The sequence below is a fragment of the Micromonospora sp. U21 genome, assembly GCF_018070045.1.
In the GTDB taxonomy this organism is placed as follows: Bacteria; Actinomycetota; Actinomycetes; order Mycobacteriales; family Micromonosporaceae; genus Micromonospora.
On the sequence record NZ_JAGPYK010000008.1, the window covers coordinates 58,996 to 79,673 of the forward strand.

The 20,678-nt window shown below is 72.9% G+C and carries 21 protein-coding genes; 16 read left to right on the forward strand and 5 right to left on the reverse strand.

Translation table 11 applies throughout. From position 1 onward, the window contains the following. Positions 1-36: 36 nt before the first annotated feature. Positions 37-951, reverse strand: a complete 915-nt coding sequence (locus tag KBX63_RS13160; RefSeq protein WP_210911301.1) for a cyclase family protein — start codon at positions 949-951, stop codon at positions 37-39. 606 nt (positions 952-1,557) lie between these two features. On the opposite strand from KBX63_RS13160, the gene mfd reads away from it, so the two are divergent. From mfd to KBX63_RS13180, 4 genes are all read left to right on the forward strand, one after another. Then, complete coding sequence (gene mfd, locus KBX63_RS13165) at positions 1,558-5,205, forward strand: transcription-repair coupling factor (RefSeq protein ID WP_210911302.1); 3,648 nt, start codon at positions 1,558-1,560, stop codon at positions 5,203-5,205. A 135-nt stretch (positions 5,206-5,340) separates the two neighbouring features. Beyond that, on the forward strand, positions 5,341-6,117 hold the full coding sequence (locus KBX63_RS13170) for a hypothetical protein (RefSeq protein WP_210911303.1): 777 nt from the start codon (positions 5,341-5,343) through the stop codon (positions 6,115-6,117). A gap of 2 nt (positions 6,118-6,119) precedes the next feature. Further along, positions 6,120-7,106 carry a nucleoside triphosphate pyrophosphohydrolase gene (locus tag KBX63_RS13175; RefSeq protein WP_210911304.1) on the forward strand — a complete coding sequence of 329 codons (987 nt, stop codon included), beginning with the start codon at positions 6,120-6,122 and terminating at the stop codon, positions 7,104-7,106. A 96-nt stretch (positions 7,107-7,202) separates the two neighbouring features. Then, the gene (locus KBX63_RS13180) at positions 7,203-8,822 is read left to right on the forward strand and encodes a DUF885 domain-containing protein (RefSeq protein ID WP_210911305.1); all 1,620 of its coding nucleotides are present in this window, start codon (positions 7,203-7,205) and stop codon (positions 8,820-8,822) included. A gap of 347 nt (positions 8,823-9,169) precedes the next feature. Here the strand turns inward: KBX63_RS13180 and nudC are convergent, their stop codons facing one another. Together nudC and KBX63_RS13190 are read right to left on the reverse strand one after the other, a co-directional pair. Beyond that, a complete protein-coding gene (nudC, locus tag KBX63_RS13185) occupies positions 9,170-10,012 on the reverse strand; it encodes an NAD(+) diphosphatase (RefSeq protein ID WP_210911306.1) in 843 nt (280 codons plus the stop codon). A 20-nt stretch (positions 10,013-10,032) separates the two neighbouring features. After that, positions 10,033-10,725: a hypothetical protein gene (locus KBX63_RS13190; RefSeq protein ID WP_210911307.1), complete on the reverse strand. Its 693-nt coding sequence runs from the start codon at positions 10,723-10,725 to the stop codon at positions 10,033-10,035. Positions 10,726-10,938: 213 nt separating this feature from the next. Between KBX63_RS13190 and eno the strand changes: the two genes are divergently transcribed. The 4 genes from eno to KBX63_RS13210 are packed head-to-tail and all read left to right on the forward strand — an operon-like array spanning position 10,939 to position 14,025. Then, the gene (gene eno, locus KBX63_RS13195) at positions 10,939-12,222 is read left to right on the forward strand and encodes a phosphopyruvate hydratase (RefSeq protein ID WP_210911308.1); all 1,284 of its coding nucleotides are present in this window, start codon (positions 10,939-10,941) and stop codon (positions 12,220-12,222) included. 30 nt (positions 12,223-12,252) lie between these two features. Beyond that, positions 12,253-12,894 (forward strand): septum formation initiator family protein, encoded by a 642-nt coding sequence (locus tag KBX63_RS13200; protein WP_210911497.1) that lies wholly within the window; start codon positions 12,253-12,255, stop codon positions 12,892-12,894. 34 nt (positions 12,895-12,928) lie between these two features. After that, on the forward strand, positions 12,929-13,486 hold the full coding sequence (locus tag KBX63_RS13205; protein ID WP_121654562.1) for a DUF501 domain-containing protein: 558 nt from the start codon (positions 12,929-12,931) through the stop codon (positions 13,484-13,486). Beyond that, positions 13,483-14,025 (forward strand): amino-acid N-acetyltransferase, encoded by a 543-nt coding sequence (locus KBX63_RS13210; protein WP_210911309.1) that lies wholly within the window; start codon positions 13,483-13,485, stop codon positions 14,023-14,025. Before KBX63_RS13205 ends, KBX63_RS13210 begins: the two co-directional genes overlap by 4 nt. Here the strand turns inward: KBX63_RS13210 and KBX63_RS35165 are convergent. Both KBX63_RS35165 and KBX63_RS35170 read right to left on the reverse strand, forming a co-directional pair. Further along, positions 14,022-14,198: a hypothetical protein gene (locus tag KBX63_RS35165; protein ID WP_247662264.1), complete on the reverse strand. Its 177-nt coding sequence runs from the start codon at positions 14,196-14,198 to the stop codon at positions 14,022-14,024. The two genes, KBX63_RS13210 and KBX63_RS35165, sit on opposite strands and share 4 nt — an antisense overlap. Then, entirely contained in the window at positions 14,195-14,428 is a 234-nt protein-coding gene (locus tag KBX63_RS35170) for a hypothetical protein (protein ID WP_247662265.1), read from the reverse strand. The genes KBX63_RS35165 and KBX63_RS35170 overlap by 4 nt, the downstream gene beginning before the upstream one ends. A 398-nt stretch (positions 14,429-14,826) precedes the next feature. Between KBX63_RS35170 and KBX63_RS13220 the strand changes: the two genes are divergently transcribed. From KBX63_RS13220 to KBX63_RS13255, 8 genes are all read left to right on the forward strand, one after another. Next, positions 14,827-15,402 (forward strand): hypothetical protein, encoded by a 576-nt coding sequence (locus KBX63_RS13220; RefSeq protein ID WP_210911310.1) that lies wholly within the window; start codon positions 14,827-14,829, stop codon positions 15,400-15,402. Further along, positions 15,403-15,879 carry a helix-turn-helix transcriptional regulator gene (locus KBX63_RS13225; RefSeq protein ID WP_210911311.1) on the forward strand — a complete coding sequence of 159 codons (477 nt, stop codon included), beginning with the start codon at positions 15,403-15,405 and terminating at the stop codon, positions 15,877-15,879. 22 nt (positions 15,880-15,901) lie between these two features. Then, positions 15,902-16,843, forward strand: a complete 942-nt coding sequence (locus KBX63_RS13230) for a Ppx/GppA phosphatase family protein (RefSeq protein ID WP_210911498.1) — start codon at positions 15,902-15,904, stop codon at positions 16,841-16,843. Positions 16,844-17,072: 229 nt separating this feature from the next. Next, a complete protein-coding gene (locus tag KBX63_RS13235) occupies positions 17,073-17,405 on the forward strand; it encodes a PadR family transcriptional regulator (RefSeq protein WP_089017691.1) in 333 nt (110 codons plus the stop codon). Further along, a complete protein-coding gene (locus KBX63_RS13240) occupies positions 17,402-18,421 on the forward strand; it encodes a hypothetical protein (RefSeq protein WP_210911312.1) in 1,020 nt (339 codons plus the stop codon). The genes KBX63_RS13235 and KBX63_RS13240 overlap by 4 nt, the downstream gene beginning before the upstream one ends. A gap of 131 nt (positions 18,422-18,552) precedes the next feature. Next, the gene (locus KBX63_RS13245) at positions 18,553-19,035 is read left to right on the forward strand and encodes a hypothetical protein (protein ID WP_307871704.1); all 483 of its coding nucleotides are present in this window, start codon (positions 18,553-18,555) and stop codon (positions 19,033-19,035) included. Positions 19,036-19,246: 211 nt separating this feature from the next. After that, entirely contained in the window at positions 19,247-19,933 is a 687-nt protein-coding gene (locus KBX63_RS13250) for a dienelactone hydrolase family protein (RefSeq protein ID WP_210911313.1), read from the forward strand. Continuing rightward, on the forward strand, positions 19,926-20,666 hold the full coding sequence (locus KBX63_RS13255; RefSeq protein WP_305798331.1) for a uracil-DNA glycosylase: 741 nt from the start codon (positions 19,926-19,928) through the stop codon (positions 20,664-20,666). The genes KBX63_RS13250 and KBX63_RS13255 overlap by 8 nt, the downstream gene beginning before the upstream one ends. Positions 20,667-20,678: the final 12 nt, after the last annotated feature.

Sequence of the window (20,678 nt, forward strand, 5' to 3'; positions counted from 1 at the left end):
CCGAGGCTCGGACGGGCCCGTCCGTTGTGAGCGCGCTCAGCTGTCGACGATGGCGAAGGCGCGGACCGGAAAAGTGCCCATGCCGGCCACCATCGGTGGGGCCGCGGTGAAGCGGAAGCCGCTCGGCGGCAGGGCGCCCAGGCCGGTCAGGTGCTCCACGATCGGGATGCCGGCGGCGAGCAGCGCGCTGTGCGCGGGGCGCTCACCGCCGGCCGCTGGGCTCATGTCGTCGATGTTGATCGAGTCGATGCCGACCAGGGCCACGCCGGCGTCGGCCAGTGCCTGGGCGGCGTCCCCGGTCAGGTGCGGCGCCTCCGGCGTGCCGTACCGCTCGGTGCCGAAGTGCGCATCCCAGCCGGTGTGCAGCAGCACCGCGCGCCCGGCCACCTCGTACGGGGCCAGCATCAACCGGTCCACCGCCCGCGTGCCGGCCGGCACCCGGACCACCACACCGGGCAGGTCGGCGAGCCGGTTCAGCGGCACCCCGGCCAGGTCATCGCCGCCGGTCCAGCGGTGTGCGGGGGTGTCCAGGTAGGTGCCGGTGTTGGCGATCATGTCGATCCGAGCCACCCGGAACTCGGTGCCCGGCGCATAGCTGGCGCGGGACGCCGCGAACGTCAGCCAGTCGCCGATCTGCGGCGCGGGCCAACCGGGCAGGGTGGTCATCCCGTCGCTGATCACGTGGCTCAGCTCGACCAGCCGCCGGCTGCCGCCGGGTTCGCCGACGGCGACGCCACGGCCACCCTTGTGCGGCTCCTCGATGATCGTCTTCGCGCTGATCCGGACCTCGGCGACCATCAGCAGCCCGAGATGCCGGACGAACAACGCGGCCAGGTCCTGGTCGGCGATCTCTCGACCCGGAATGTCCAGCCGGAACCCATCGGTGCGCAGCCCACCGCCGTTGGCGAAGCTCACCTCGGCGTCGAACTGCGCCCGCCACTGCCCGCTCATGCCAAGACCCGATCACGACCGCCGCTCCCCGTCAAGATCCACGTCGTCCGGTCCGTCCGCGTGGTCCGCCCGGCCCGGACACAGCAGCGCGGGCGGCGTGGGCGGCGTGGGCGGCGCGGCGGCGCGGGCAGCGTGGGCGGTGCGGCGGCGTGGGCGGCGTGGGCGGCGCGAAGATCCACACAACTTCAGGGAAATAGTGGTCTCCCGGCGCGCCGAGGCCCCTACATCCCTGAAGTTGTGTGGATCTTGGGCGCGGGGCGCGGGGCGCGGGGCGCGGGGCGCGGGGCGCGGGGCGCGGGGCGCGGGGCGCGGGACGGCGGGGCGCGGGACGGCGGGGACGGCGGGGACGGCGGGGCGCGGGATGCGAGGACGGCGGGGATTGGCGGGGCGCGAGGACGGCGGGGACGGCGGGGACGCGGGACGCGAGGACGCGGCGGACGGGGGCGCGAGGGCGCCAGGGTGCGGCGGTTTCGGGGTGGCGCGGCGTGGACCTGGGCGGAAGGGGGTGGCTGTCGGTGGACGGGGATAGGCTGGTCGTCGTGCACCCCCCGTCCGACCGGACGAGGGGCAGCCGTCGTGTGCGTCGACTCCCCTGGAAGTGATCACATGCTCACCGGTCTGTTCTCCGCCGCCCTGGCCGACCCCGGGCTGGCCCGGGCGCGTGACCTGGCGCGCTCCGGTGCCGCCCAGGTCGACGGCCTCGACATCACCGCCCCACCGGCGCTGCGCCCGTTCGCGGTGGCCGCTGTCGCGGCCGATCCCGACGGCCCCGGTGGCGGGGCCGGCCGGCCGGTGCTGGCGGTGACCGCCACCACCCGCGAGGCCGACGACCTGGCCGCTGCGCTGGGCGGGCTGCTGCCGGCGGAGCAGGTGGTGGTGTTCCCATCGTGGGAGACGCTGCCGCACGAGCGGCTCTCCCCGCGCTCGGACACGGTCGGCCGGCGACTGGCGGTGCTGCGCCGGCTGACGCACCCGGAGTCGGCCGACGCGCACGGCAGCACCGGGCCGCTGCGGGTGGTCGTGGCCCCGGTCCGCTCGCTGCTCCAACCGCAGCTCAAGGGGCTCGGCGACCTGGAGCCGGTGCAGCTCGCCGCGGGCGAGGAGGCGGATCTGGAGGAGGTCGCCCGCCGGCTGATCGACATGGCGTACGCCCGGGTCGACCTGGTCACCAAGCGCGGCGAGTTCGCGGTGCGCGGCGGCATCCTGGACGTCTTCCCGCCCACCGACGAGCACCCGTCCCGGGTCGAGTTCTGGGGCGACGAGGTGGAGGAGATCCGCACCTTCGCCGTCGCCGACCAGCGGACCATCGAGCAGGTTCCGCTGCTCTGGGCGCCGCCGTGCCGGGAGCTGTTGCTCACCCCGCCGGTCCGTGAGCGGGCCGCCGCGCTCGCCGAGCAGCACCCGGAGCTGGCCGAGATCCTGGACAAGCTGGCCGAGGGCATCCCGGTGGAGGGGATGGAGTCGCTGGCTCCGGTGCTGGTCGGCCCCGACTCGCTGGAGCTGCTGCTGGACGCCATGCCGGCCGCCACCCACGTGCTGCTCTGCGACCCGGAGCGGATCCGCACCCGGGCGCACGACCTGGTGCGTACCTCGGAGGAGTTCCTCCAGGCCAGCTGGGCCGCCGCCGCGGTCGGCGGCCAGGCCCCGGTGGACGTCGGCGCCGCCGCCTTCCGCACCCTCGGCGAGGTACGCGCCGCCGCGGGCAAGCTCGGCCAGCCGTGGTGGACGGTGTCCCCGTTCGGCCTGGTGGAAGCGGAGACCCCCGAGACGCGGCAGCCCTGGGAAGATGCGCCGGAGCAGGCCGCCGTCACTCCGGACGACGCCATCGCGGTGACCCTGTCCGCCCAGCCGGCGCCGCTCTATCACGGCGAGACCTCGCGGGTGGTCGAGGACCTCAAGCGCTGGGCCGGCGAGGGCTGGTCGATCGCGCTGGTCTTCGAGGGGCACGGCCCCGCCCAGCGGGCGGTGGAGGTGCTGCGGGACGCCGGGCTGGGCGCCCGGCTCGTCGAGGAGGTGCCGACCGCCCCGGTCGCGGGCGAGCTCGTGGTCACCTGTGGCGCGCTGAGCAGTGGATTCGTCGACGAGGCGTCCCGCTTCGTGCTGCTCACCGGCAATGACGTGACCGGTGGTCGGGGCACCTCGACGCGGGACATGCGCAAGATGCCGAGCCGGCGGCGCAACACCATCGACCCGCTGGAGCTCAAGGCCGGCGACCACGTGGTGCACGAGCAGCACGGCATCGGCCGCTACGTCGAGCTGGTGCAACGCACCGTCAACGGCGCCAGCCGGGAATACCTGGTCATCGAGTACGCGGCCAGCAAGCGCGGCCAGCCCGGCGACCGGCTCTTCGTGCCGACCGACCAGCTCGACCAGCTCTCCCGCTACGTGGGCGGCGAGCAGCCGACCCTGCACAAGATGGGCGGCTCGGACTGGCAGAAGTCCAAGGCCCGTGCCCGCAAGGCGGTCCGGGAGATCGCCGCGCAGCTGATCCAGCTCTACGCCGCCCGCAAGGCGTCCAAGGGGCACTCGTTCGGCCCGGACACCCCGTGGCAGCGGGAGCTGGAGGACGCCTTCCCCTGGCAGGAGACGCCGGATCAGCTCGCCGCGATCGACGAGGTCAAGCGGGACATGGAGCAGACCGTCCCGATGGACCGGTTGATCTGCGGCGACGTCGGCTACGGCAAGACCGAGATCGCGGTCCGGGCGGCGTTCAAGGCGGTACAGGACGGCAAGCAGGTGGCGGTGCTGGTGCCGACCACGCTGCTGGTGCAGCAGCACTACAACACGTTCGCCGAGCGGATGAGCCAGTTCCCGGTGGAGATCCGGCAGCTGTCCCGGTTCCAGACTCCGAAGGAGACGGGGCGGACGCTGGAGATGGTCGCCGACGGCACCGTCGACATCGTCATCGGCACCCACCGGCTGCTCCAGACCGCCACCCGGTTCAAGCAGCTGGGGCTGGTGATCGTCGATGAGGAGCAGCGCTTCGGTGTCGAGCACAAGGAGCACCTGAAGACGCTGCGTGCCTCGGTCGACGTGCTGAGCATGTCGGCCACGCCGATCCCGCGCACCCTGGAGATGGCGATCACCGGCATCCGGGAGATGTCCACCATCGCCACCCCGCCGGAGGAGCGGCACCCGGTGCTCACCTTCGTGGGCGCGCAGGACGACCGGCAGGTGGCGGCGTCCATCCACCGGGAGCTGCTCCGCGACGGGCAGGTCTTCTACCTGCACAACCGGGTCGAGTCGATCGACCGGGCGGCGCGGCGGCTGCGTGAGCTGGTGCCCGAGGCGCGGGTCGCGGTGGCGCACGGCCAGATGGGCGAGGAGGCCCTGGAGAAGGTCATGGTCGGCTTCTGGGAGAAGGAGTTCGACGTGCTGGTCTGCACCACGATCGTGGAGTCCGGCATCGACATCCCGAACGCCAACACCCTGATCGTGGAACGGGCGGACCTGCTCGGCCTGGCCCAGCTGCACCAGATCCGTGGCCGGGTCGGCCGGGGCCGGGAGCGGGCGTACGCCTACTTCCTCTACCCGCCGGAGAAGCCGCTCACCGAGCACGCCCACGAGCGGCTGGCCACCATCGCCCAGCACACCGAGCTGGGCGCCGGCATGTACGTGGCGATGAAGGACCTGGAGATCCGGGGCGCCGGCAACCTGCTCGGCGGCGAGCAATCCGGGCACATCGAGGGTGTCGGCTTCGACCTGTACGTGCGGATGGTCGGCGAGGCGGTCTCCGCGTTCAAGGGCGAGCGGCCGGAGGAGGAGGCCGATGTCAAGATCGACCTGCCGGTCGACGCGCACCTGCCGCACGACTACGTGGGGGTGGAGCGCCTGCGGTTGGAGATGTACCGCAAGCTCGCCGAGGCGCGCGACGAGGAGCGGCTGCGCGAGGTGGTCGCCGAGATGACCGACCGGTACGGCGAGCCGCCGGCCCCGGTGCAGAACCTGGTGGCGGTGGCCCGGTTCCGCCTGCTGGCCCGCCGGTACGGCCTGTCCGATGTGTCGATGCAGGGCAAGCACGTCCGGTTCGGGCCGCTGCCGCTGCCAGACTCGAAGCAGCTGCGGCTCAAGCGCTACCACCCGGACGCGGTCTACAAGCAGGCGACCGACCAGGTCAGCGTGCCCCGGCCGACCACGCGTCGGGTCGGTGGCGAGCCGCTGCGCGACCAGGCTCTGCTGGAGTGGTGCGCCCAACTGCTCTCCGACGTGCTGGGCGCCCCCGCTCCGGCTGTGGCGGCGGGAGCGACCGCCTGAGCCCCGGGGCTTCCCGGTCAGGGATGGTGTCGGTGCCGGGTGCGCCGACACCGTCCCTGGTCGACCCGGACTGCGAGGGACGCGTGTGGTGGGGGGCGTCACAGCGACGTGTCCTGCCGTGAGAGAGTGACCGTCATGCGTGCTCGCCGTCTTGTCGCCGTCGCCAGCGTGGCGGTCGGTCTCGTCGCCCTCTCCGGTTGCCGTGCCGAGCCCGGTATCGCCGCCTACATCGGTGACCACCGCATCACCGATGACCGGGTCGCCGCCGTGCTGAAGGACCTGCGCGACAAGAACCCGAAGCCGACCCCGTCTCCGACCCCGTCGTCCACCGCCGGCGGCCAGCCCGCGCCGCCGGAGCCGCAGCTGCCCGGGGCCGTCCAGGTGGCCAGCGTGCTGGTGTTGAGCGAGGTGTGCGAGCAGGTCTCCGACGAGAAGGACTACCAGCCGCGCGGCCAGGTGGCGCCCGAGCAGGTCGCTGAGGTTCTCGGGCTGGCGCCCGGGACCGGGTACGTGCGGCAGGTGGCCGACCTCTACACGTGCCTGTCGGGCGTGCCGTCCGAGCCGGTCGCGCCGACCGAGCAGGAGATGGCCGCCCTGATCACGGTCGGCCGCAACGCAGGCCTGATCCCGGCCACCATGACCGACGAGGACGCCGTCCGCCAACTCGACGGCGAACAGCTGCGCGGCGCGCTGGCCACCCGACGGTCGCTGGTCGAGGCGGCCGAAAGCTACGACGTGACGGTCAGCCCCCGCTACCGTCCACTCGAGTTCCCGGTGCTCAGCTTCCCCAACGACGTACCCGCCGTGAGCGTGCCGCTGGGTGAGCTGGGCTCCGACGCGGTCACCGACATCTCCACCCCGGAGTCGGTCCAGTCGACCGCCACTCCGGAAGCCGAGGGCACGGCCAACTGAGCATGACCGCACGGATCATCCTGCTGGTCACCTCGCCCCGGCTGCCGGCCGGTCTGCTGACCTCCGCCGCCTGGGATGTCGTACGTCAGCATCCGGTGCTGACCGGCGCGGAGAGCGAGCTGGTCACGGCCGTGCGCCAGGCGGGCGCCGAGGTCGCCGTCGTGGACGGTCCGGCGACGCAGCCGCTGCTGGACGCGGTCGCGGCGCACGGCGCCGCGGTCTGGCTGGCCGGCCCGGCCGGCGACGAGTCCTTGGCCCGGGAGCTGGGTCTGCGGCTGGCCCGTGAGCCGGGGCTGGCCGAGTTGGAGCTGATGTACGGCTCGTGGGATCCGCCGGGCGCCCGGCTGCTGGACGCGGTGGCCGTGCTGGACCGGCTGGCCTCGCCGGGTGGCGACCCGTGGAAGCGGGCACAGACGCACCGCAGCCTCGCGGGTTACCTGCTGGAGGAGAGCTACGAGGCGTACGACGCGATCAGCGCCGGCGACACCGATGCGCTGCGCGAGGAGTTGGGTGACGTGCTGCTCCAGGTGGTGCTGCACGCCCGGCTCGCCGAGGAGCTGCCCGAGGGCGAGCGGTGGAACGTCGACGACGTTGCGGGTGGCCTGGTCGACAAGATGATCCGACGCAATCCGCACGTCTTCGCCGGTGCGGAGGCGGGCACGCTGGAGCAGATCACCGCCAACTGGGAGCGGATCAAGCGGGCCGAGAAGGCGCGCGACTCGGTGCTGGACGGCGTGGCGCTGAGCCAGCCCGCCCTCGCCCTGGCCGCGACGATCCTGGACCGCGCCGCCCGGGTCGGGCTGGCCGTCCCGCCGCCACTGGCGGACTCTCAGGTGGACGCGGAGGCGAGGCTCGGCGCCAGCCTCCTGACCACGGTCGCGGCGGCCCGCCAGGCCGACCTGAACCCGGAGGCCGCGCTGCGCCGCACCACCCTCGCCTACGCCGAGGCGGTCCGCGCCGCCGAGCGTCCCACCCCGTCCACCGGATGACGTTGATCAGGAGGTCTTCGTCACCTCCGTGCCGGATCCGGACGCAAACCTCTTGATCAACGCGGCTGGCCGAGGGGCGGTCGGTAGGGTCGGGGGGTGGAAGCGTTTGGGGTTCTGGCGGAGCGGGTCGTCGAGGCGTTGTTGGAGAGTCGACCGGGTGTCGCGACCGCGGCGGGGGACCACCGGTACGACGACCGGCTACCGGATCTGTCCACCGAAGCGCTGGCCACCGACCGGGCGATGCTCTCCGACGCGGCCAACGCACTGTCCGAACTGGACCCCGACTCGCTGGACGTCGAGGAGCAGGTGGACCATGCGCTGCTCACCTCGTTCGTGGATCGGGAGCTGTTCGAGCTGACCGAGATCCGGTCGCACGAGTGGGATCCGCTGCACCACAACCCCGGCCCGCTGCTGCACCCGCTGCTGGCCCGCCCGTACGCCCCGGCCGAGGTGCGGCTGACCCACCTGGCCGGCCGGCTCGCCGCCGTACCGGACGCGCTGGCGACCGCCCGCGCGACGCTGCGGGACATGCCACGGATCCACGCCGAGACGGCGGTCGGGCAGTTCACCGGCACGGCCGCGCTGATCCGCGACGAGCTGCCGCCGCTGCTCGCCCAGGCGCCCGGCAGCTTCGACCGGGTGGAGCCGGCGGCCACCGCGGCGATCGCCGCGCTGGAGGAGTTCGTCGCCTGGCTGCGCATCGGCCTGGCCGCCGACAGCGGCCCCGGCCGTGATCCCCGCCTGGGCCGCCGCCGCTGGGAGGCCCGGCTCTGGCACACCCTGGACACCGAGCTGGGCGCCGCCGAGATCCAGCGCCGCGCCTGGGCCAACCTGGACCGGGTCACCGCGGAGATCCGCGAGGCGTCCGTCGAGCTGGTCGGCGGTCGGGCCGACGACGCGGCGGTACGCCGGGCGCTGGACGTGCTCGCCGCCGAGCACCCGGACGACCGGACCATCGTCGAGCTGGCCGGGGTGACCCTGGACGAGGCGACCGACTTCGTCCGCGCGCACGATCTGGTCACCCTGGTCGACGACCGGTGCGTGATCCAGGAGATGCCGGAGTTCGCCCGGGGCGTCGCGGTGGCGTACTGCGACTCGCCCGGCCCGCTGGAGAGCGCGGCACTGCCGACGTTCTACTGCATCGCGCCCACCCCCACGGACTGGCCGGCGCACCGGGTCGAGTCGTTCTACCGCGAGTACAACGATCACATGATCCGCAACCTGACCGTGCACGAGGCGATGCCCGGGCACTTCCTCCAGCTCGCCCACGCCCGCCGTTACGTCGGTGGCACCCGGGTTCGGGCGCTGGCCGAGTCGGGCCCGTTCATCGAGGGCTGGGCGGTGTACGCCGAGGAGCTGATGGCCGGGCTCGGTTTCGGCGGCCTGCCGGTGCGGTTGCAGCAGCTCAAGATGCAGCTGCGGATGACCATCAACGCGCTGCTCGACCAGTTGGTGCACGCCGAGGACCTGCCCGAGGCCGAGGCGATGGCGCTGATGACCGGGCGTGGCTTCCAGGAGGAGGGCGAGGCCGCCGGCAAGTGGCGCCGTTCCCTGCTCACATCCACGCAGCTCTCCACCTACTTCGTGGGGTACAGCGAGGTGGCGGAGATCGCCGCCGCCCGCCCGCACGGGGTGTCGGTGCGTGACTGGCACGACGCGATGCTCGCCCACGACTGCCCGCCCCCGCGCCACCTACGCACCCTGCTCGACGTCTGAGGAAACCGCTCGGCTTCCGCTTCGACGCCGAGGGGGTGGACACCTGGCTCGCCGAGCTGAACGGTGACGTCCACGGGCGGAGTCAATGACCAACCACCTGCACCCGTGGGGCATTACTGCTCCAGCTGCCCGACCGCGACCTCGTGGCCACCGTCGCCGACGACCGGGAGGACTGCGGCCCACCCTCTACCTGGCCTCGGCCTGACCGCGCCCGGGCCGCGACGCCAACGCGCGCCAGCGCCAAGATCCGCACAACTACTCGGAAGTTGCTGCCTCCGGCGCACCCGAGGCAGCAACTTCCCCGAACTTGTGCGGATCTTGCACATCCCGCCCCGCGGTCGCGCCGGTCACCGCCGTCCGGCGGTCACCGTCGCGTCGATCAGCCAGCGCGAGATGGAGTACGCGGGCGGCAGCTCCGCCGGCAGCGCGTCCAGGCCGAACCAGCGGGCCTGGGTCAGCTCCCGGCCGTCGACCACCGGCTCGGCCAGCGGGTCGGCGGCGCGGGCGGTGAAGCCGGCGAGCAGCACCCCGGGGCCGGAGATCGCCCACGGCTGGCTGCCGAAGTAGGCCAGCCCGTCGACGCTGAGCCCGACCTCCTCGCCGACCTCGCGGTGCACCGCCGCCTCCAGGGTCTCGCCGGCCTCGACGAAGCCGGCCACGAGCGCCCACAGCCCCGTCGGTCCGGTGGCGTGCCGGACCAGCAGCAGCTCGTCGGCGCGACCGGTCGGGCCGGACCGGGTGATCGCGACCAGCACCGCGGCGGAGAGCTGCATCGGGACGTACAGGCCGCAGTCGGGGCAGCGCCGGGCGGTCTCGCCGGGCTGGTCGGTCAACCCCGCACGGCAGGCGCCGCACCACCGGTGGGTACGCCGCCAGGTGACCACGGCCAACGCCCGGCCGGCCAGCGTGGCGAGCGGCTCGGGCACCTCGGCGGCGAGCGACGCCCAGCCGCGCGTACGGCCGGGGACCCCGTCGGCGGTGGCCAGGTCGGTCGCCCACGCGGGCACCCCGTCGAGGGTGCCCAGCGGCACCCAGGGGGTGTCGGCGGGCAGGTCGGCGACCCGGGCCACCGTCCCGTCGGCGGCGGTCAGCAGCTTCGCGCCGATCACCGGCAGGGCCAGGTCGGTGGGCGCGGGCGGGCGCCCGTCGTCGGCCCCCGGCTGGAACCCGGCGCGCTGTGCGGTGGGCACCGACCCGACGGCCGGGCGGGTCACGAGCCGCCCGGCCGGTGGTCCACCACGCTGGCACCGGCGGGCGGGTCGAACGCGTCCTTCGCCACCGTCTCGGAGTAGCTGCTCAGCGCCAGCTCCATCGGCTTGCCGTCGACCGGCCCGGTGAAGCTGCCGAGCACGCCGTCGGTGGTCACGCAGGCCGTCAGGTCGCCGTCCGACCGTTGCACCTCGACGCAGGTCGCGTGGTGTCCGGCGACGGTGGTGTCGCTCTGTCTGATGACCGCCTGCGGGTCCAGCGCGGCGGCGGTCAGCAGCCCGACCACCACCGGCGGGGTGACCAGGCCCTGCTCGTTCGCCTCGGCGAAGAGCGCCACCGTGGGCTTGCTGCCCGGGGTGGGTGGCGTGGCCACCGTGCACGCCGTGCGGCCGCCGGCCGCCGTGCACCTTGTGATCGCGTCCGGGGTGACGGTGAGTCGGCCACCCGGGTAGCTGTACGCGGAGCGGGCCGGGTCCTGGGCCTGCACGATCGCGGCGGTCTCTCCGCCGGGTAGCTGGTATTCGGCCGAGTAGGTCAGCTCCAGCGCCCGGTCGAGCCGGGCGGCGAGGTCGTTGACCAGATCGGAGCGGCCCATGGCGCGTCCGGCGTCCTCGAATGTCTGACAGCCGGTGACCGTGAGCGACGCGATGACCGACACGGCGAGCATGCGGAGGGTGGTCGAGGCGGCGGGCATGGCGACCAGCCTGGTGGATCGAGTCGGCGCAGCGCAAACCCGTTGCCGGTTGACGCCCGGAAATCCGGGAATGTCCGTCACTGTGGGGCGACTCGGGTGCGCGGGCGACGCCGTGCCCGTTCTCGTGGCCCGATACGCTGCGTTCAACACCTGCCTCAGCCGCACCGTCGCGGCCCACCCACGGACCGGATCACAACAACGAGGAGCGACTCAGTGGCAACCATCGAGGGAATCGTCGCCCGGGAGATTCTCGACTCGCGGGGCAACCCGACGGTCGAGGTCGAGGTCGGCCTGGACGACGGCACGGTGGCCCGCGCCGCCGTGCCCTCCGGCGCCTCAACCGGCGCCTTCGAGGCGATCGAGCTGCGCGACGGTGACGCCGACCGCTACCAGGGCAAGGGCGTGGAGAAGGCGGTCTCCAACGTCGAAGACAAGATCGTCGACCAGATCATCGGGTACGAGGCCAGCGAGCAGCGCCTGATCGACCAGAAGATGCTCGACATCGACGGCACCGACAGCAAGTCGGAGCTGGGCGCGAACGCCATCCTGGGCGTCTCCCTCGCGGTCGCGAAGGCCGCCGCCGGCAGCGCCGAGCTGAGCCTCTTCCGCTACCTGGGCGGCCCGAACGCGCACCTCCTGCCCGTGCCGATGATGAACATCCTCAACGGCGGCGCGCACGCCGACTCCAACGTCGACATCCAGGAATTCATGATCGCGCCGATCGGCGCGCCCACCTTCCGCGAGGCGCTGCGCTCCGGCGCGGAGGTCTACCACGCGCTCAAGTCGGTGCTGAAGAAGAAGGGCCTGTCGACCGGGCTCGGCGACGAGGGTGGCTTCGCGCCGAACCTGCCGACCAACGCCGCGGCGCTGGACCTGATCGCCGAGGCGGTCGAGAAGGCCGGCTACCGGCTCGGCAGCGACATCGTGTTCGCGCTCGACGTGGCGGCGACGGAGTTCTTCGACAACGGCACCTACACCTTCGAGGGCACCCCGAAGTCCGCCGAGGAGATGAGCACCTACTACACCAAGCTGGCCGACGATTACCCGATCGTGTCGATCGAGGACCCGCTGGCGGAGGACGACTGGACCGGCTGGCAGACGCTGACCGCCTCGATCGGCGACCGGGTGCAGATCGTCGGTGACGACCTGTTCGTGACCAACCCGCAGCGCATCGCCCGCGGCATCGCGGAGAAGGCGGCGAACGCGGTCCTGGTCAAGGTCAACCAGATCGGTTCGCTGACCGAGACCCTGGACGCGGTGGACCTGGCCCACCGGGCCGGCTTCAAGTGCATGATGAGCCACCGCTCCGGCGAGACCGAGGACACCACCATCGCCGACCTGGCGGTGGCCACCGGCTGCGGCCAGATCAAGACCGGCGCGCCGGCCCGCTCGGACCGCGTCGCCAAGTACAACCAGCTGCTCCGGATCGAGGAGGAGCTGGCCGACGCGGCGCGCTACGCCGGTGTCGGCGCTTTCCCGCGCTACCGTTCGGCCTGAGACGCAGAGCCTCGGGGGAGGGGTGTGACGATGCAGCAGCGCCGCACACCGGGTGGTCAGCGTCCCGCCCGCCGGCCGGGTCAGTCCGGTCGGTCGGGTGGCGGCCGCGCCACGCGGGGATCGGTCCGGGAGGCCGGCGTACGCGCTGAGCCACGCGGCGCCGCTGGTCGGGCGCCCGGCGCGGCCCGGGGCGCCGAGGGGGTTCGCTCCGCGAACCGCCCGGCCGCGGCACGACGTACCGCCGCCGGTGGTGCCGTCAAGCGGCTCGCCGCACCCCACCCCCGTCGCTTCACCGGTCGGGCCACCGTGCTGTTCGCGGTCCTGATCGCGCTCGCCCTGGCCTACACCTACCCGGTCCGGGTCTACCTGGACCAGCAGGCCGACATCGAGCGGATGGAGGCGGCACAGGCGGCGCAGGAAGCAGAGATCGGCAAGCTCGCCGCCGAGGCCGCCAAATGGCAGGACGACGAGTACATCAAGACCCAGGCCCGGGAACGGTTCTTCATGGGCCGACCGGGCGAGAAGATGATGGTGGTGCTCCACGACCCGGAGGGCGCTGCCCGGGACGCCGGGAAGTCGGCCGGAGCGGCCCCGGCGGCCGGCCCGGTGACCTGGTACGACACGCTCTGGTCGAGCGTTCAGGCGGCGGACAGCCAGCAGCCGGGCAAGTGAACCACCGACCAGCGCACCAGGAGAGATGGGCACCGTGACTGTCGCACCACCGCCGGAGTCGGCGGCGGATTCCGTACCCCTGCCGCACCGGGAGCCCGCCACCGAGGCCGACCTGGCCGCGGTGGCCGCGCAGCTCGGCCGCCCGCCCCGTGGGACCCGGGCGGTGGCGCACCGCTGCCCGTGTGGCCTGCCGGACGTGGTGGAGACGACGCCCCGCCTCGCCGACGGCACCCCGTTCCCGACGCTGTACTACCTGACCTGCCCCCGGGCCACGGCTGCGTGCAGCCGGCTGGAGTCGGCCGGGCTGATGAAGGAGATGGCCGACCGGCTGACGACGGATCCCGAGCTGGCCGCGCACTACCGGGCGGCGCACGAGGATTACCTCACCCGCCGGGAGGCGATCGGCGAGGTGCCCGAGATCGCCGGCATCTCGGCGGGCGGGATGCCCGGCCGGGTGAAGTGCCTGCACGTGCACCTGGGTCACGCGCTGGGTGCCGGCCCCGGCGTGAACCCGTTCGGCGACGAGACGCTGGCGCTGGTCGAACCCTGGTGGACGGCCGGCCCGTGCGTGGACGTGCCGGCGGGCGAATGAGCGCGGACGCCGGGTCGTCGGCACCGGTTGCCGAGAGCCAGATCCTGGTCCGGCGGGCCCGCACCGGGGATGTGCGGGGCATCCGGCGACTGGTCGACACGTACACCGACGACCGGCGGCTGCTCAGCAAGGCCACCGTCACCCTCTACGAGGACGTGCAGGAGTTCCGGGTGGCGGTCCGCGCCGCGGACGGCGCCGTGGTGGGCTGCGGAGCGCTGCACGTGATGTGGGAGGACCTGGCCGAGATCCGCACGGTCGCGGTGGATCCGTCCTGCCGGGGCCAACGGATCGGGCACCGGTTGGTGGGCGAGCTGATCGACGCGGCCCGGGAACTGGGCGTGGCCCGGATCTTCGTGCTCACCTTCGAGACCCGGTTCTTCGCCTCCTTCGGGTTCCAGGCGATCGACGGCGCGCCGGTGCCGCAGCCGGTCTACGAGCAGCTGCTGCGCTCGTACGACGAGGGCGTCGCGGAGTTCCTGGACCTGGAGCGGGTCAAGCCGAACACGCTGGGCAACACCCGGATGCTGCTGCGGCTCTAGGCCTTGCGGGGGTGCGCGGCGAAGAACTCCCACATCAGGTCGGTGGCCGACAGACCCGCGGCCGATGCGGCGAGCTGACCGGATGTCGCCCCCGGCCAGCTGTGGCCCATGTTCTCGATCGTGTAGACGTTGACATCGCTGCCGTCCGCGCAGCCGGCCACGGTCCGGGTCACCCCCGGCACCCCGGACGCCTTCGGGCTCGGCCGGCAGGTGAGCCGCTGCTGCCACGTCCGCATGCCCGCTGGAAGATCGAGGCGTACCGGTCCTGCCCGCCGATGAAGGTGATCACGGAGACCGGCTTCTGCGGCACGTAGCTCTCGGCCGTGGTCAGGGATCCGCTGTAGCCGCCGCTGACCACCCCGATCGCGGCGCCACCCTGCCCGTCGGGGTAGGCGACCAGCACGTTGTCCTTGTCGGCCTTGGCGTCCAGGCCAGTCAGCTCCCGCCGGCGGGGCCGGTTCCGGGATAGAAGTGCAGCGCGATGACCAGTGCGGGCGACCGGCCCGGGTCGTACCCGGGTGGTGCGTGCAGGAGGTAGGTGCGGTCCAGCCCGTTGTGCTTCAGGGTGAGCCGGTGGTCGCCCGGCGTCGGGCGTTCGCCGGAGGTTGCGGCTGGCGGGGCCGACGAGGACTGCCCCGCTCGTCACAGGCCGCGACCACCACGATGAGGCACAACCCCGTCAACACCGCCATCGTCCGCCGCACGCCGGCCACCCCCCGTCGACCCCGACGTCCACCCTGGAGGCGGTTCCCGTGCGGATCAACCCTTTCGGTCCTGGGCGAAGGCAGGCAGGCTGTCCCTATGCTTCGCCTCCAACTCGGGCCGGCGGACCTGTGCCGGGTGCGATTCGCCGACCGGCTGCACCCGGTCGGCACCGCGCTGCTGGCCGGTCAGTGGCTGCGTGATCCCACGGTCGCGGTGATGGCGCCGTCCCTGGCCGAGCGGGCAGCGGCTGTCGAGGCCGCCGGTGCCGCCCAGGCCGCCACCGCGGTCCTGCGGCACCTTCTGCCCGGTCGCGGGAGCCTCCCGGATTTCGTCACCCCCTTCGACGGCCTGGAGTCGGTGGCGGCCGGTCTCGAGGTCATCCGGGCCACCCCGGCGGGGCGGGTCCGGGCGGAGGTCACCGCTGCGTACGCCGAGGTGGCCGCCAGCCCGCTGCGGCGGCGGTTCGCGGCGGCCGACCCGGAGTTGCTGGACATGTTCGGCGGGGCCGTGCGCACGTGGTTCGAGGCGGTCCTGGCGCCGCACTGGCCCGATCTGATGGCAGCGCACCGCCAGCAGGTGGTCTGCGCCAGCCAGCGGTTGGTGCGGCACGGCCTGGCCAACCTCTTCGACGGTCTGCACCCGGCGATCCGGTGGCGGGAGCCGGTGCTGTAGGTGCGGACCTGGTGGCATGGGGAGCTGACCGGCACCGGGCACGGGCTCGTCCTGCTGCCCTCCCCGTTGGCTGGTCCGCGTCCCCGGGTGCTGGTCGAGCCGGGTCGGCCGATCCTGCTCGTCTACCCGGTGCCGATGCCTCGCCGGGCCGCGTCCGCGGGGGTCGACTCCCTCGGGCGGCTGCTCGGCGCCACTCGGGCACTGGTGCTCCGCCGGCTCGCGGACGACGGTGGGCTGACCACGACGGTGCTGGCCCGGGCCGTCGGGATCAGTCTCTCCTCGACGTCGGAGCACGCCACCGCGCTGCGGTCGGCCGGGCTGATCGCCAGCGAACGGGACGGCGGGGCCGTCCGGCACCATCTGACACCGCTCGGCGCTCACCTGCTGGGTGCGGGCTCGGAGGCGTCGGTGTCGGACCTCTCCGCGGCGTGCCCCTCGGCCGGACAAGCCGCCGGGCGACCGCCTGGCCTGCCGTAAGGTTGCTGCCGTGACGACGCGTGTGGCGGCCATCGACTGCGGGACCAACTCGATCCGACTGCTGGTCGCCGACCTGCCCGACCCGTCGGCCGGGCCGCAGGCGCCGTTGACCGACCTGACCCGACGGATGGAGATCGTCCGGCTGGGCCAGGGCGTGGACCGGACCGGCCGGCTGGCGCCGGAGGCGATCGAACGGACCAGGGTGGCACTGGCGTCGTACGCCGCCGACATCGAGAAGCTGGGTGCGGAGCGGGTGCGGATGTGTGCCACCTCGGCCTCCCGGGACGCGGCCAACGCCGCCGACTTCACCGAGATGGTGCAGCGGACCCTCGGCGTCGCGCCCGAGGTGGTCAGCGGTGACGAGGAGGCGCGGCTCTCCTTCACCGGTGCGGTGCGTGGGCTTCCCACGGACGCGAAGGAGCCGTTCCTGGTCGTGGACATCGGCGGCGGTTCCACCGAGTTCGTGGTTGGTGACCGGGCCGACGGGGTGCGGGCGGCGATCTCGGTGGACATCGGCTGCGTGCGGATGACCGAGCGGCACCTGCCGGGCGATCCGCCGACGCCGGAGCAGGTCGCCGCCGCGCAGGCCGACATCGCGGCGGCGGTGGACCGGGCGCTCGCGGTGGTGCCCGGCCGGGAGGCGGCCACGCTGGTCGGTCTCGCCGGGTCGGTCACGACCGTGGTCGCCATCGCCGAGGGCCTGCGGGAGTACGACCCGGAGCGCATCCACCACGCTCGGGTGTCCTACGACGCGGTGGCCGGGGTGACGGCCGACCTCTTGAGTCGGACCCGTGAGCAGCGGCTGGCGATCCCGGTGATGCATTCGGGCCGGGCCGACGTGATCGGCGCGGGCGCGTTGGTGCTCCGCGTGATCATGGAGCGGGCCGGAATGCCGTCGGTGGTCGCCTCGGAGCACGACATCCTCGACGGCATCGCCTGGAGTCTTCAGCCGGCCTCGAACTAGCTGGGATTGATCAACACGAGATCCGCGAAGTCGGGGTATCCCGCTGGTCCGGATACCCCGACATCGCCAATCTGGAGTCGATCACCGCCCAGCTCCCGGTCTGACCCCGGACGTGCCCGGTCCTCTCAGGCGAAATGTCCAGACTGGGACGACACGCCGACCCTGCGGCCCGGCGTGTCGGGGGCCGAATCGTTGACGCTACTTCGCAGTGCACAGTAGTGTGCAGTGCGTGGACACCACACAGTTGCTGAAGGGCGTGCTCGACCTGGCCGTCCTGGCCGTGCTCCGGGAGGAGGACGGCTACGGCTACGACATCCTGCGCCGGCTCCGCGAAGCCGGGCTGGAGGAGGTCGGCGATGCCTCGGTCTACGGCACGCTGCGCCGCCTCTTCGCCGCCGGCCTGCTCACCACCTACGTCGTGCCGAGCGAATCCGGGCCGCACCGCAAGTACTACGCACTCAACGCCGCCGGGCGCGACCAGTTGACCCGCTCCGGCAAGCTCTGGCGCTCGTTCGCCACCACCATGGACAGTCTGCTCGACGATCGGGGGATGGCGGCATGACCGTCACGGAGCAGGAAATCACGGACTATGTGGCGCGGGTCCGAGCGGCGCTGGCCGACCTGCCGCCCACCCGACGCGACGAGCTGACCGAGGATCTGGCCGACCATCTCGCCGAGGTGGCCGCCGAGGCCGACGGCACCCTCGTCGAGCGGCTTGGGGAGCCCGAGACGTACGCCGCCGAGCTGCGCGCCGCGGCCGGAGCACCGGGCGGTGGGCGCAACCTCGACCAGCGGGTCGCCACCGCGGTGGTCCGGGTCCGTAGCCGGCTGCGCTCGATCGACACCCGGCTCGGCCCACCCCTGGGGTACGCGACGGCGAGCGACTTCCTCCGGTTGCTGCGCCCCGGTTGGTGGGTCCTGCGCGGCTACCTGGCGGCGATGCTGGTCACCGTGATCAGCACGGGCGGCAGCTTCGGCCTGCTGCCCCGGTTCGGCGGAGAACTGCTCGCCGGATTCATCATGCTGGTCGGCTTCGTGCTCGCCTCCATCTGGATCGGCCGTCGTTCGGCCCAGCTGACCCGCTGGCCGCGCTCGGCGGTGCAGGTTGGCAGTGGGGTGCTGGTGGTCTTCGCGCTCTCCTCCCTGATCCAGGCGGAGGACCGGATGCGCTACGGCGACTACGGCATCGACCCGACGTCGATCAACGGCCCGTACGACCAGGTGCGGGACGTCTTCGTCTACGACAGCGAGGGCCGGCTGGTGGAGAACGCCCGGCTCTTCGACCAGAACGGCGACCCGATCCGGCTCGGCTACCCGGACTGCGAAGGCCGTGTCGACGAGTACGGCAACCCACTGCTGCGGCCGTACCCGTACTGCCCGGATCTGGCGCCCTTCGGGCCCCGGGCCCCGGGCGCGCCGATGCCGGTCCCGACCGCGACGCCGATGCCGGCTCCTACCGCGACGCCGATGCCGACCCCGACCGCGATGCCCGAGCCGACCGGGACGGCCACCGTTGAGCCCACGGTGGGCCCGACCGCGACGCCGACCGGCACACCGACCCCGACCGCGACGGGCTGAACGACGGGTGTGAACTGGATCATGCACACGAAGCTGGGAAATAGCTGAACGGACGAGGCGAGCGGGACGACGCCGGAAATCAATGATCGTTACGGTGTCGTCTGCTCATCAACCCCTCGGAAGGAACCCCCGTGTCAGAGCAGGTCGCACCGCCCCCCGCGTCCGACGTCGCGCCGCCCCAGCCGGCCGTCGAGACGCCGTCGCCGGTCGAGCCGGAGGCGAAGAAGCCCGGTGCAAGGAAGGCCCTCGGCATCATCGGCGCGATCGTCGTGTTCGTCGTCATCGCCGGCCTGAAGTTCGGTCTCGCCACCACGATCGGCAACTTCCTGAACAAGGACGAGACGGCCGACGCGAAGGCCGGCGACTGCATCGCCGAGCTGCCCGAGGTCACCGGCACCGAGGAGGAGGAGGTCGACGGCGCCAAGGTCGTCGAGTGCACCTCCACCGACGCGGCGTACAACGTGGTCGGTCGGGTCGACGGGCAGACCGAGACGCAGGCCAAGACCGGCACCGCGTGCGACCAGTACCTCAAGGAGGGCGAGGAGGGCTACGTCTTCTACAGCATCGAGCCGGGCAAGACGGGCTACCTGCTCTGCCTGACCAAGAAGGCCTGACCGGAGCGTCAGCAGACCGGGCGGCAGCACCGACGGCGGCGGGGGAACCTACCCCGCCGCCGTCGGCATACGCGGAGTCACCACCCGCCGAACGGGAGGTGAACGCCACTGTTCCCGCGTCTTCCCGGCGGCGGCGCGGCATGGCAGGCTACCGGCACGTAGGACCACTGGGCGACCAGCCAACGATGACTGACCGCTAGGAGGACGGCCGATGGGCGAGATGGTGAGCTACCGCAGCAACGGGGGCGCGAGCGAGGGGTATCTCGCGATACCTGCCAGCGGCATCGCCAGCCCCGCCGTCATCGTCATCCAGGAGTGGTGGGGCCTGGTCCCGCACATCCGGTCGGTGGCGGACCGGTTCGCCGAGGCCGGCTTCGTCGCCCTCGCCCCGGACTTCTACCACGGTGAGACCACCAGCGAGCCGGACGATGCGCAGCGGCTGCTGATGGCGATGCGGATGGACGAGGCGGCCAAGGACATCGCCGGCGCCGCCGACTACCTCGCCGGGCGGCCGGAGGTCACCGGCAAGGTGGGGGCGGTGGGCTTCTGCGCCGGCGGCAGTCTGGCCCTCTGGTCGGCCACGCTCTCCGAGCGCATCGTCGCCAGCGTGGGCTTCTACCCCGTTCTGCCCTGGGAGTCGATGCGCCCCGACTGGGCCGACTACGCCGGCAAGGCCGCCGTCATCCACTGCTCAGAAGAGGACGGCACGTCGGCCGCCGAGGGTGTGCAGACCGCCCGCCGGGCCATTGAGGAGGCCGGCGGCACCTGCCACCTCTACGACTATCCCGGCACCTCGCACGCCTTCTTCAACGACGACCGGCCGGAGGCGTTCGACCAGCGGGCCGCCGCCAGCGCATTCGCCCGCACCCTGGAACTCTTCCGGGCCAAGCTTGGCTGAGTCGCGTACCCCTGAGCAGGTGGTCGTCCGCGCCGCGCGGGCGACCGGCCTGGCCGACCTGGACGCGGCGGTGAGCGACTGTTTCGCCTGCCCTCGCCTGGTCCAGTGGAGGGAGGAGGTGGCCCGCACCCGCCGGGCCGCCTTCCGCGACCAGGAGTACTGGGGCCGGCCGGTCCCGGGCTTCGGAGCCGCCGACGCGCGGATCGCCATCCTCGGGCTGGCGCCCGCCGCGCACGGTGGCAACCGGACCGGCCGGATCTTCACCGGCGACCGGTCGGGTGACGTGCTCTTCGCCGCCCTGCACCGGGCCGGGCTCGCCAACCAGCCGACCAGTGTCGCCGCCGACGACGGGCTGGCTCTGCGGGACACCCGCATCTTCTCGGCTGTCCGGTGCGCGCCGCCGGACAACAAGCCCACCCCCGACGAGCGGGACAACTGCGCGCCCTGGCTGCACCGCGAGGTCGCGCTCATCCGGCCCACCCTGCGCGTCGTGGTCGCGCTGGGCGCGTTCGCCTGGGCAGCGTGGTGGCCGGTGCTGCACCAGGTGTACGGGCAGCGCCCGCCCAGCCCGCGACCGAGGTTCGGCCATGGGGCACACTGGTCCGGCACGGCCGCACCAGAATTGCTCGGCTGCTACCACGTCAGCCAGCAGAACACCTTCACCGGGCGGCTGACACCAGAGATGCTGGACGATGTCTTCGGCCGGGCCAAGCAGCTGGCCGGAGTGGACTGAGAGTGCGTGGGG

Excerpts from the sequence above, each read along its gene's own strand:
- KBX63_RS13250 (WP_210911313.1), top strand. The coding sequence starts at position 19,247 with ATGGGCGAGATGGTGAGCTACCGCAGCAACGGGGGCGCGAGCGAGGGG.
- KBX63_RS13200 (WP_210911497.1), top strand. The coding sequence starts at position 12,253 with ATGCAGCAGCGCCGCACACCGGGTGGTCAGCGTCCCGCCCGCCGGCCG.
- mfd (WP_210911302.1), top strand. The coding sequence starts at position 1,558 with ATGCTCACCGGTCTGTTCTCCGCCGCCCTGGCCGACCCCGGGCTGGCC.
- KBX63_RS13210 (WP_210911309.1), top strand. The coding sequence starts at position 13,483 with ATGAGCGCGGACGCCGGGTCGTCGGCACCGGTTGCCGAGAGCCAGATC.
- KBX63_RS13240 (WP_210911312.1), top strand. The coding sequence starts at position 17,402 with ATGACCGTCACGGAGCAGGAAATCACGGACTATGTGGCGCGGGTCCGA.
- KBX63_RS13220 (WP_210911310.1), top strand. The coding sequence starts at position 14,827 with ATGCTTCGCCTCCAACTCGGGCCGGCGGACCTGTGCCGGGTGCGATTC.
- KBX63_RS13160 (WP_210911301.1), bottom strand. The coding sequence starts at position 951 with ATGAGCGGGCAGTGGCGGGCGCAGTTCGACGCCGAGGTGAGCTTCGCC.
- KBX63_RS13170 (WP_210911303.1), top strand. The coding sequence starts at position 5,341 with ATGCGTGCTCGCCGTCTTGTCGCCGTCGCCAGCGTGGCGGTCGGTCTC.
- KBX63_RS13175 (WP_210911304.1), top strand. The coding sequence starts at position 6,120 with ATGACCGCACGGATCATCCTGCTGGTCACCTCGCCCCGGCTGCCGGCC.
- KBX63_RS13190 (WP_210911307.1), bottom strand. The coding sequence starts at position 10,725 with ATGCCCGCCGCCTCGACCACCCTCCGCATGCTCGCCGTGTCGGTCATC.